The sequence below is a fragment of the Paraburkholderia sp. RL18-085-BIA-A genome (assembly GCF_046027075.1).
Lineage (GTDB): Bacteria > Pseudomonadota > Gammaproteobacteria > Burkholderiales > Burkholderiaceae > Paraburkholderia.
On sequence record NZ_JARESU010000202.1, the window covers coordinates 1 to 11,264 of the forward strand.

At 54.4% G+C, this 11,264-nt stretch carries 12 protein-coding genes; 7 read left to right on the plus strand and 5 right to left on the minus strand.

The genetic code is table 11. The annotated features are described in order from the left end of the window. Positions 1–434: 434 nt before the first annotated feature. Positions 435–674: a hypothetical protein gene (locus tag P0D89_RS47900; protein ID WP_408378994.1), complete on the minus strand. Its 240-nt coding sequence runs from the start codon at positions 672–674 to the stop codon at positions 435–437. Between the two features lie 125 nt (positions 675–799). Then, complete coding sequence (locus P0D89_RS47905; RefSeq protein WP_408378997.1) at positions 800–2,047, minus strand: ISL3 family transposase; 1,248 nt, start codon at positions 2,045–2,047, stop codon at positions 800–802. Between P0D89_RS47905 and P0D89_RS47910 the strand changes: the two genes are divergently transcribed. Continuing rightward, positions 2,046–2,477, plus strand: coding sequence for a hypothetical protein (locus tag P0D89_RS47910; RefSeq protein WP_408369432.1), 432 nt, complete (start codon positions 2,046–2,048; stop codon positions 2,475–2,477). The genes P0D89_RS47905 and P0D89_RS47910 overlap by 2 nt on opposite strands. 198 nt (positions 2,478–2,675) lie before the next feature. On the opposite strand, the gene P0D89_RS47915 is transcribed toward P0D89_RS47910, so the two are convergent. Then, complete coding sequence (locus tag P0D89_RS47915; RefSeq protein WP_408369434.1) at positions 2,676–3,095, minus strand: bifunctional 4-hydroxy-2-oxoglutarate aldolase/2-dehydro-3-deoxy-phosphogluconate aldolase; 420 nt, start codon at positions 3,093–3,095, stop codon at positions 2,676–2,678. A gap of 625 nt (positions 3,096–3,720) precedes the next feature. On the opposite strand from P0D89_RS47915, the gene cyoA reads away from it, so the two are divergent. From cyoA to cyoE, 5 genes are read left to right on the plus strand one after another with little or no spacing between them, the layout of a single operon-like run. Next, positions 3,721–4,632, plus strand: a complete 912-nt coding sequence (gene cyoA, locus P0D89_RS47920; RefSeq protein ID WP_408369450.1) for a ubiquinol oxidase subunit II — start codon at positions 3,721–3,723, stop codon at positions 4,630–4,632. A 7-nt stretch (positions 4,633–4,639) separates the two neighbouring features. Then, the gene (gene cyoB / locus P0D89_RS47925; protein WP_408369436.1) at positions 4,640–6,613 is read left to right on the plus strand and encodes a cytochrome o ubiquinol oxidase subunit I; all 1,974 of its coding nucleotides are present in this window, start codon (positions 4,640–4,642) and stop codon (positions 6,611–6,613) included. A 4-nt stretch (positions 6,614–6,617) separates the two neighbouring features. Further along, positions 6,618–7,256, plus strand: coding sequence for a cytochrome o ubiquinol oxidase subunit III (gene cyoC / locus P0D89_RS47930; RefSeq protein WP_408369438.1), 639 nt, complete (start codon positions 6,618–6,620; stop codon positions 7,254–7,256). A gap of 2 nt (positions 7,257–7,258) precedes the next feature. Next, positions 7,259–7,591, plus strand: a complete 333-nt coding sequence (gene cyoD / locus P0D89_RS47935; RefSeq protein WP_408369440.1) for a cytochrome o ubiquinol oxidase subunit IV — start codon at positions 7,259–7,261, stop codon at positions 7,589–7,591. Positions 7,592–7,629: 38 nt separating this feature from the next. Next, entirely contained in the window at positions 7,630–8,523 is an 894-nt protein-coding gene (gene cyoE, locus P0D89_RS47940; RefSeq protein WP_408369442.1) for a heme o synthase, read from the plus strand. Positions 8,524–9,217: 694 nt separating this feature from the next. On the opposite strand, the gene P0D89_RS47945 is transcribed toward cyoE, so the two are convergent. Together P0D89_RS47945 and P0D89_RS47950 are read right to left on the minus strand one after the other, a co-directional pair. Further along, the gene (locus tag P0D89_RS47945; protein ID WP_408369444.1) at positions 9,218–9,841 is read right to left on the minus strand and encodes an SCO family protein; all 624 of its coding nucleotides are present in this window, start codon (positions 9,839–9,841) and stop codon (positions 9,218–9,220) included. A gap of 98 nt (positions 9,842–9,939) precedes the next feature. Continuing rightward, complete coding sequence (locus P0D89_RS47950; protein WP_408369446.1) at positions 9,940–10,584, minus strand: DUF6436 domain-containing protein; 645 nt, start codon at positions 10,582–10,584, stop codon at positions 9,940–9,942. Positions 10,585–10,698: 114 nt separating this feature from the next. Between P0D89_RS47950 and P0D89_RS47955 the strand changes: the two genes are divergently transcribed. Then, positions 10,699–10,842 (plus strand): hypothetical protein, encoded by a 144-nt coding sequence (locus tag P0D89_RS47955; protein ID WP_408369448.1) that lies wholly within the window; start codon positions 10,699–10,701, stop codon positions 10,840–10,842. The last annotated feature ends 422 nt before the right edge of the window (positions 10,843–11,264 follow it).

An 11,264-nucleotide genomic window follows, 5' to 3' on the forward strand; every position in this document is an offset into this window, starting at 1 on the left:
CGCTTGATACCGCAGTGGTTGCCTGTGCTCCATGTTACGGGCGGCGGGTTCGTCGACGAGTGGACGGCGTAAGGGATTCATTGCGAAGCAACGTGATTCTTACTTCGGCGGACCAATGTCTTTCGCCGCCCGGCGGGACGTTACTTCTTTCGTTGCGACGCATGATGTGCGGGCTAGGTCTGTATGTATCTATTCGATATTGGGCATACGATGATGCTCTCACCACGTGCTTCCCTCAAGGTCGCCTGAATGCCCATGCATAGCGCGGTGAGTGGGAGATCATTGGGCTCGAGGCCAAACGGGATCCTCAAGTTTTGCTCCGAGCTCTTCCAGCGTAAAGAATGTGTAGGAAATGAATGTGGCGATTTCCACTGCTTGCTCCTGAGTCACTATCGGAGGCAAAAAGCCGGCATCGTCTTCGAGGTGGGTCAGGGTTACTTCGCCGAATGGATAATTTTTACATCGGCGCTAACAGCGTGTGAAGCTTCGCGATAAATATCCCATATTTCGCGTAACGTTTTTCTTTCTGGAACGACATTTTTAAAGCCTGGGATATCTTCGAAGAGCAGCAGAATGTAGTCGCAGAATTTTGCAAAGTCTGTTTGACTGCCTGCCTGCTGACTAACGATGAGGGCTAACGTCCGCTTCTGATGATTTGTCAGTGGTGTGCGCACGATTCAGGGTAGTTGTAACGATGACTGTTTTTGAATGATGCGCTGACTCCGTGCAGCCACCGAAGCGTTAATTAATCTATAGCGATCGAAATCAATCGACCGAGTTCGCTTGAGTCGCGGGTTGATCAGTAAAAAGTGTGGGTGGTCGGAGGCTCGGGGAGTTTGCCAAGTGCATGATAGAGCGCGATTTCCGTGGCTGTGAAGGTTCGGAAGCCGTACGCTTTTCTCATGGTGACTTTGGCTTTGTTGTTTAACCCCTCGATGACGCCGCTGGAGAACTGTTTTCGTGCACGGAAGTAGTTGAGGATCAGTTCGCGGTGTGTGCGCACCGTGCGGGCGAACTTCTTCATCGGCTCGATACGTGAGCGCATTACCTGAGTGCACCACTGATCGAGGAATTTGCCGGCCCACACGGGCGAGATGTAATCCCAGAGTTGCTGGAACTCTTCCTTGAGCAGATAGGCGCGCACGCTGCGCAGGTTGTACTGAAGCAAGTCACGCAGGCGAACGCGTTGCTTGCCAGTGAGATTCTCGCGCTGCTTGAGCAGGCACCAGCGGGACTTCTTGAGCACCGGCTCATAGCCGTCGCGAGTCATGCGCCGGGCCTCGTCGGCTCGAACTTCGTCGATCGCCTTGTTCATCTTGGCGACGATGTGAAAGCGGTCGAGGATATTCAGGGCGTTCGGGCAATGACGCGCAATCATCTCCAGGTAGGGTTGCCACATGTCCGAGCACACGAATTCAACCTTCTCGCAGAGCGGCTTTCCGATCATGGCAAAGAACTTCGCGAAGCTCTCTTTCGTGCGCTCCTGTCCGACCCAGAGCAGTCGCGTATAGCCGGCCTCGATCTGGTAGACGAGCGTGAGATATTGGTGTCCACGACCATACTGGATCTCGTCCACGCCAAAGGCGCGGATCGTGCCGAGCTCGCGATGGCTCAGTCCCCAGTCGACGACCCATTCCACTGCGTTGAAGACCTTCTCCCAACTGGTTCGGAAGCTCAGTGCTGTTTCTTTCCAGGACAGCTTACGCGCCCATTGCGCGAGGAAGATCATGTAGGCGCGGGTGAGCGTGTGCTTGCCCTTGGCCCACGGCAGCGCTTCGACCTTCACGCCACAGGCACGACAATCGACGCGCCGCATGGTATAGAGCAGAAACACGGCAAAGCCCCAGACGGGGATAAACTCGAAGCGGCGCTGCGTGAGCGAGTCGTAACCCCGCGCAGGCTGGTGACAGCATGAGCAAATCGGCTTCGAACCCTTGCGCGGCCGAACGACGATCTCGATGGATTGAGTTGCCTCGCACAGCCGCGCCCCTTCATATACAAAGCCGGGAAAATGATGACAGGCGTTAAGCAGACGGGTCAGCAACATGGTTAGCAAGCCCAGAACCGGCAAGGATAAAGCCGCCATTGTCCCCGAACAGCAAGCGCTTGCGCAGTACGTCCCAGATCTGCATAACTGGCCTGCGTCGTGGCGAGTTGACGACGAGGACATTTCGACTGGACGGGAAATCGTGGCCATACTCACGCCTTTCCTTGAGCATTTGCTAACCTTGGGATACGCACGCAAGACATTGCTTCGGCACCGCGATCACATTTGGATGCTCGGCGGCGAAATGATCCGGCGCCGCCACGAAGATCCCGTTCTCCTTGCCCTCCCGGCGGCAACCCTTTTGGACAAACTCATCGAGGAAGATGGCGGACCTCTCATCTGGCCGGAAATATCCGAGTCCGAACAGGATTCCTTTGATGCAACATGTCGCAAGCTCCATCAGTATCGGAACCGGGCTTCACCTGGCTAGCAGCGCACAATAATTCACCCACAGATTCCGCCGACGATCCGAGTCGCGTTGACGTACGCGAAACGTGAATGAGTGGGCTGTGTTCCCATCCTTTGCACCATGGCGGCGAGTTGACGGGCTCGCTGTTTAATGGAGGCGAAGTCACCGGTTTTTGCGCCTGAGGTCAGAGCGCCACCGACGCCAACCGCAACTACTCCTCTAACAAACCAACGCCCGACGTCGTCCACAGACACCCCGCCGCTGGGGCATCAAAGAAGCTTGCGGTGACGGCGCACTGATACTTTCAATGTGGCTGAGACCGCCAGTGCTCGCAGAAAAGATCTTGACAATATCGGCACCTACCTCCAGGGCAGTTAAGTCTTCTGTAGGCGTGAAGGCGCCGAGGACCGGAACAGCGCCGTATCGTGAACAGACCTCGATCATTCCCGGTACGACCGAAGGAGATAGCAGAAATGACGCGCCGATTCGGATCGCTGTAGTCGCGGTATCGGCGTCTAGGACGGTTCCAGCACCTACGGTGATCTCAGAGATTTTTGCAAGTTCACTGACGACACCTAGCCCGACGGGTGTTGTCAGAGCGATTTCAATGCACTGATAGAGCGTATTCAACTTGTTCATGGTGGTTTCGTGGCGATGATCCAATGCCTGTGCAAGCTCCCGCGCGAGCCGTAAGCGCATTTGTAGCCCGATTGGAGGTTCCTTGAATCACAACCGACAGAGACAAGGCACGCCACTTTGGACGCAATCCATACATGTAAGACACTAACAGTTCGTATGTGGATACTAATGTCTCTATGTATGCAAAGGCAACACTGTCACGGATCAGTATGATGACCGCCGATCTGCTCGGCCCCGCTGTCACAAGGCTCTGACGACCGTCTAATCGAAGCTCATGCGACATCAGGTCGCATCGATCACTGCCAAGGCTTTTCGATCTGATTTAGCTGAATACTGTCTTTTGCTCAGATACGGCGCGGCTCTCAGGGGAGGAAGGGCTCTCTCCCGAACGCGTTGCCGGGGGGGGCGCGTCAATTTGATACAGATTTGTCCGTTTGAAACCCTCGAAAAGTCCCATACAATCGCGCTCAACTTAGGATGTTGTTTCGGTGTATGGTGTAAATGAGAGTTTGTATGGTACGAAGGCGCATTCGGGTGGCAAAGGCGCGTGCGTGTCGCGCTGGTCAATCCACTTTTAGCCGTCTTCCTTCCACTCCTTGGGGCGACCACAGAGGAAGGTCTTAGTATGAGAGAAATCTGCAGGAACCTATTGCGATACTCCGGCGCGGCACTTGCGCTTTCAAGCGTCAGCGGTTGCAGCAGTTGGGTACTGTTCAACACGAAAGGCAGTGTGGGTCTTCAGGAGCGTGACCTGATCATCCTATGCATCGGACTGATGCTATTTGTAGTCGTACCGGCCATCGTATTGACCTTTGCGTTCGCGTGGAGGTATCGAGCGTCCAACACAAGTGCTCGTTACACACCTGAGTGGGCGCATTCCACCAAAATTGAAGTCGTTGTTTGGGGTGTTCCACTGTTGATTATTATTGCGTTGGCAGCGATCGTCTGGACGTCGACTCATAAGCTAGATCCGTACCGACCTCTTGACGTTCCGGGCGAACCGATCAATGTCGATGTGATCGCCACAGACTGGAAATGGATTTTTGTCTATCCGGATCTTGGCATCGCTACTGTCAATCAACTGACGTTTCCCGCCCATCGGCAGCTCGCGCTCAGAATTACTTCAAATTCGACTATGGGTACCTTTTTCATTCCGCAACTGGGAGGTCAGGTGTACGCAATGGCCGGGATGCGGACCCAACTGCACTTGATGGCAAACGAAGAAGGCAAATACCGAGGAATGTCAGGAAATTTCAATGGTCCTGGTTTCTCGGACATGAAGTTTGTCGCAAATGCCACCAGTGAAGAGGACTTCAAGCGCTGGGTTACGCAAGTGAAGACTTCCCCCCTAACGTTGGATTTCAACACTTTCCTTAAGGTTGCAAAACCTAGCCAAGGCAACGGGGTTGTGCAGTTTTCACAGGTACAGCCAGGCCTGTTCAAAATGGTCATCGATCAGTTCGTGGATTCGGGAACCGCTACCGCAGCGACCCATGCCGCCGCGGCCGTAGGCACTTCGTCGGAAAGAAAGGAGTAAATAACTCATGTTTGGCAAATTGACTTGGGCGGACGTGCCATTGCACGTGCCCATCATCGCCATCACTCTGGCCGCTATCGCCGTAGGCGGACTAGCTGTGTTGGCGGCAGTTACGTATTACCGGAAGTGGACGGTTTTGTGGACCGATTGGATTGTCTCGGTCGACCACAAACGCATTGGCATTATGTATATCTTCGTTGCTCTTATCATGCTGGTACGAGGATTTGCAGATGCGATTATGATGCGGACGCAGTTGGCACTTGCCGGGCCTGGCCATGAAGGATTCTTGCCTCCGCATCACTATGATCAGATATTCACCGCTCATGGCGTGATTATGATTTTTTTCGTTGCGACGCCATTTATCGTTGGTTTGATGAACGTCGTGGTTCCGCTGCAGATCGGCGCTCGCGACATGGCATATCCGTTCCTGAATGCATTCAGCTTCTGGTTGTTTGTCGTCGGTGTCGTTCTGGTTATGTTGTCATTGGGCGTAGGCGAATTCGCGCAGACTGGATGGGTCGCGTATCCACCACTTTCAGACATCGAGTTCAGTCCGGGGGTGGGGGTCGACTACTACATATGGGCACTACAAGCCTCAGGTCTGGGCACCCTTCTGACGGGCGTCAATCTATTCGTCACGATCTTGAAAATGCGTGCCCCCGGTATGAACCTGATGAAAATGCCGATTTTCACCTGGACCGCGTTCGTTACCTGCGTGATCATCATCGCCGCATTCCCGATCCTGACGGCCGCGCTGGCCGCCCTTGCGCTGGATCGCTACTTAGGTTTTCACTTCTTCACCAACGAGTTGGGTGGCAATGCGACGATGTATGTGAACCTCGTGTGGGCTTGGGGTCACCCTGAGGTTTACATCCTGGTTCTACCTTCCTTCGGTATTTTTTCGGAAGTTACATCGACGTTTGCTCGAAAAAAGTTGTTTGGCTACAAGTCTATGGTCGGTGCAACGCTGGCTATTGGCATCCTGTCGTTCCTTGTGTGGCTGCACCATTTTTTCACGATGGGTTCAGGTGCGAATGTCAATAGCTTCTTCGGCATTATGACTATGATCATTGCCATCCCAACTGGCGTGAAGATCTTTACCTGGCTATTTACCATGTACCGTGGGCGCGTGGAATTCACCCCCCCCATTCTATGGACACTGGCCTTTCTGGTTACGTTCACGATTGGCGGCATGACGGGTGTTCTGCTCGCCATTCCCGGTGCGGATTTCCTGTTACACAACAGCCTATTCCTGGTTGCGCACTTTCACAACGTGCTCATTGGCGGCGCGCTGTTTGGCTACTTTGCCGGGATCTACTACTGGTTTCCGAAGGCCTTTGGCTTCACGCTCAACGAGCGTTTGGGGAAGTATTCGTTCTGGTGCTGGGTCATCGGTTTCTACCTGGCTTTCATGCCGCTGTACATGCTGGGCTTCATGGGTATGACACGCCGCTTGAATCATTACGACAACCCCGCCTGGACGCCTTATCTGCAGGTGGCGCTCGTTGGAGCAGTCTTTATTCTTGCAGGCATTGGCTTCATGATCCTGCAGATAATAGTGAGCATCCGTGACCGCAAGAAGAATCTCGATCTGACAGGCGATCCGTGGAATGCACGTACGCTCGAATGGTCAACGTCGTCGCCCGCTCCGTTTTACAATTTTGCAGTGGTGCCTCGAGTAGACAAGATAGATGCGTTCCACGAAGCAAAAAAACGTGGTGTGTCGGCGAAGCCGACAAAGTACGCACCTATCCATATGCCGCGCAGCACCGGGGTTCCATTTGTTATCAATGTATTTATTCTGCTGCTTTGTTTCGCGCTCATCTGGCACATCTGGTGGCTTGTTGGGGCAAGCTTTGTCGCTACGATTGTTACCGTCATTAGGCGTTCATACGACGACGACACCGACTATTACGTGTCGGCCGAGGAGGTAGAACGCATCGAGAACGCACGCGGTTCACACCTGACGCAAAGGGCCTGAAGTTATGTCCACTCAAACATTAATTGAAATTACAGACGACCGTGTCCACGAAAGCGACGAACACGCTCATGGGCACGACGAGAACGCTCACGGCTCGATTAAGGTGTTGGGGCTCTGGGTCTACCTGATGTCGGACTGTATTATTTTCGGAACGTTATTTGCCTTATACGCGGTGCTAAGCGGTGCGTTTGCAGGCGGCCCTGGTCCGAAGGATATCTTTGAGTTGCCGTATGTGCTAGTCGAAACATTCGTGCTGCTGTTTTCGAGCATCACCTACGGCTATGCCATGCTAGGTGTACATCGCCGTGATCAGCGCGCTGTCCAGAGGTGGCTGGCTCTGACCTTCGTACTTGGAGCAGCTTTTATTGGTATGGAGGTGTATGAGTTTCATCACCTGATTGCTCACGGTTACGGTCCGAATAGAAGCGGATTTCTGTCAGGCTTTTTCGCACTAGTGGGAACCCACGGTCTTCACGTAGCGTCTGGCTTGGTTTGGATGGCAGTGGTGCAGCACCAGGTCGCGACAAAGGGATTGACGGCAACGAACGTGACTCGTCTTTCCTGTCTGAGTCTGTTTTGGCACTTTCTAGACCTTGTCTGGGTTTGCGTCTTCACTATCGTCTACCTCATCGGAGCGTTCTGATAATGTCAAGTCACGCGACTAACCGCGCGGGAGAAGCTCACGGCACCGCAAAATCTTACAACGTCGGATTTCTGCTTTCGATAATCCTGACCGTAATTCCATTTGCTTTGGTTATGCATCCGGTGCTTCCGCGCTCTACTACGTTGCTAGTGGCCGTAGTTTTGGCGGTAGTGCAGGTCATAGTGCACCTGGTGTATTTCTTGCACATGAGTCGATCTTCCGAAGGTGGGTGGAACTTGATCAGCTTTGTTTTTACGTTGGTCATTCTCTTCATCATTGTTGCGCTATCGGTCTGGATCATCTGGAGCATGCATTACAACATGATGGTCAACTGATGCGGTAACGCGCACGTTCAACCGTGGACTACTCAGACATGTTTCGCCCCTACCTGCAGCTTACAAAACCCGGCATCGTGATCGGCAATCTCATTTCCGTCACGGGAGGCTTTCTGTTGGCCTCGAAAGGAAACGTGAACTGGATCCAGGGCTGCATGGTAGTACTGAGCGTCGCGCTTATCGTTGCTTCGGGGTGCGTGATCAACAACATCATCGATCGCGACATTGATGGGTTGATGACACGTACCCGGAGCCGTCCCATGGTTACCGGCAGAATCCCTGTCAGACTGGCGCTGCTCTATGGATGTGTCCTGGGCGTGGCGGGAACGGTAATTCTGTACGGTGCGACTTCGTGTCTGCTACCGGTGATACTTGTGTTGCTGGGCTATGCTGTATATACAGGCCTTTATAGCCTCTACTTCAAACGAAATTCGATCCACGGAACCTTGATTGGGAGCATTTCTGGGGCCATGCCGCCAGTTGTCGGATACTGCGCGGCCAGCGGCGGATTCGACGGAGCCGCGGTGACTTTGCTGGTGATGTTCAGTCTCTGGCAGATGCCTCACTCGTACGCCATTGCCATCTTTCGGGCGAGAGACTACAAGGCTGCCTCGATCCCCGTATTCCCCGTGATTAAGGGCGTTTCAACCACCAAGCGGCACATTGTCGTTTACATCGTGGCCTTTACAGGCGCGACGCTCATGCTCGGTGTTCTGGGTTATGTTGGCAAGGTCTACATGCTCGCTGCGTTCCTGGGTGGGGTTTACTGGTTTCGTTTGGGACTCGCGGGCTGGACAGTGAGTAACGATATCAAATGGGCGCGGAAAGTTTTCTTCACGTCAATCGCCCTTATCACCGTACTAAGTGTGGCGATGTCGGTAGATTTCCATCGACCACTGCCTAGCCAGAGCCTGGTTCTCCAGGGACCGTAGCCGCCACTATTCGCAATGTGATGGAGAGAGGTGCTGGGTCGGCCTCGTCAAAGCGCTCTCCGTTTGTTTCAATGTGCACCAATCTGGTCATGCAGATTGTTTTCGCAGGGCAAACGGTTGTCCCTGCTGAGGGGCACGACGTTGTCGCCGCGACTAGGGGTGCCTTTCGCACTCCGGGGCGGCGAGCCATTGCTGGCGCACCACAGCTCTGTACGCCGCATGAACGCTGCGCCAGGCGGCCGCACGCGACTCCTGGCTTCTCCTTGCAGGTAGCTCGAGGGCGTGATGGTCACCTCGCACCGGGACACGGACAGCGGTGCCCCACGTGGCAGACGTCCAGTCAACTTCTGCCCGCGACGGGCGATCACGCCCGCCGCAGCAGCATGCACACTCCAGCCGCGTCGCGATGCGTACTTCACGGCACCAATGGTCGACTTGTAGGCCGGATCAATTCTGATCAGTTCGACACCTGCGCGGAAGCACTTCGCCTCAACCAGTTGCTGATATTTCGCGTAGAGCGGTCCCGAGAGCTCATGTCAAACGGACACCCCTACTGAGGAGGTCGGCGCAAATGCCGCCACCACTGGTACCCCTTTCGCACTCCGGCGCGGCGAGCCGTTTGGGATGACAAGCCAGTGCTCGCGCATCTCATCTCTGTACGCTGCATGGACGTCGCGCCTCTCTTGACTACACCTCAAAGCAATTGCCGGAGGTCGTCAACGCAGTCTTGAGCGCTCTCCTCATAGCGCAGGGCGAAACGAAGATGGCCGGTGGTGTCAATCACGTAATCGAGCGAAGAGTGCTCCATTGTGTACGAATCTCCTGAGGGCACCTTTCGATAAAATGCACCAAAGGCTTTGGCGACATTGGCCGTTTGCTCTGCGTCACCGTATAGACCGACGAACGTCGGATCGAATGCGGTTGTGTATGCCTTGAGGATTTCGGGAGTATCGCGCTCGGGATCAACAGAAACAAAAAGTACCTGCAGTTTGTTGCCTTTGTCTCCAAGTAACACCTTAATTTGCGCGGCACGCGCGAGGGATGTCGGGCAGACGTCGGGACAATGGGTATAGCCAAAGAGCAGGATGACTATGTCACCGCGGAAGTCGTTCAGGGATCGCAGATTTCCGTTGAAATCTCGCAACTGAAATGTGCCAGCAAGGGGCATGGTTGATAGGTCGACTCCGTGCAGCTTCAACGTCACTTTCTGATCGCAGGCCGCGAGACTGAACAGCACGGCTGAACCGAGCAGGAGGCGGCGGCGTCTGGGTATAAATGGGCTGCTATCGGACAGCCAGGTCTTCATAGTGCGAAACATGTGGGAAACTCCATAACTGGTTCGCGATGGAGTTTGCGCACATCGCGGACCGACTTTGTCGCCGCCGTCATCGTATGGAACATGATGAGACAGGGTTTTTAGTGGCTGCCACCGGGCTTGGTACTCCAGGGGCAGTAGCAACCTACGGCCACCGTCGTGGGGAAGGGTTCGACATGCTGCCCGGCAACGAGCTTGTCCAAAATGGGCTCGACAAAGCTATTGGTCGAACTACAGACCAGACCTTGGCTATACGGTCCGGCATATGCAAGTTTGCCGTCTGGTCCCCAGATGGCCATCGATGGACTTGCCGGTATACGCTCCATCCCATCAATATGGGATAACGGTTTGAGCTTGCCTCGCAGAAAGGCGGGCAACTGTCCGCGTGTGCCTGGTTTCTGCACACTGTAGAAGTCAATATTCGCTTCCTTGAACATCCCAATCAGATAGTTCAGATGCGCGTCCGTATTCTCGTTGCAGGTTGTGCACTCGGGGTCCCAGAAATGCACAACCCGAATACGACCAGTGTTTCCAGCCAGTTCCGGTGGCAGGCGCAATTGTGCATCCTGAAATAAGACGGCGTTATCGGCGTAGCTCGTCAGGCCACCAACGCCGAAATACCGCCATAACCCAACTCCAGTGGCTATCAGGATGGCGGAAGCTGCACACAAGAAGAGAACGACTGGGCGGCGGCGCAAGAACGGTATTGCTGGTGGGGCGTGATAGTCCCCGGGACGTAACGACATTTCAATACACTCCACTAGCACTTGGCGTGGCTAGCGCCGGTGCTGGAACTTAAGCTGAAATTGTTTCGCCATCTCCCGACATGAATCTTCTTGGAATCGACGCGAGGGCGACGATTGAGCAAGGTCTTCGCTGCGACGCCAGCACTCATCAATGGCGTGACGCTCACCGGCTTCGACCGCGGCCGTTTGAGGCCGCGAGATTACGTATACAAGGACCCCGAGGATCACGGCGACGACGAGTATTGCGCTCAGCAGTAACAATAGGAACTGCCGCCCGCTTGCGTCGTCGCGTCGCTGTTGAGGATTCGCAATTTCCATACACAAATGAAACGTTTAACAGACATCCAGAAATTGTACGGAATATCTGTGTAGATTTGTTGCATCCAGTCGACTGGTGCGCTGTTTTGTCGTACTCCTAGCGGGTGGTTGAACTTGCGTCTTCTTGTCGCGCGCCTAGGGCAATGTAGGGTGCTGTCAAGCCCACTTTCCCTGCCCGAGACTGCTACGAGCCGCGTAGTTCTACTTTGGTCGCGAGACAGGAAGTCGGTCTCCAGGGGCCACTAGCGCCTACCTTGGTCGTAATCGGCCCGTGCGTGCGAGCTGAGGCAGTCGCGGCATGCCACCTTCTTCCCGCAGCAGTGCGATGGTTTTTTGCATGGCTGTCAGACACCTGTTGCTTC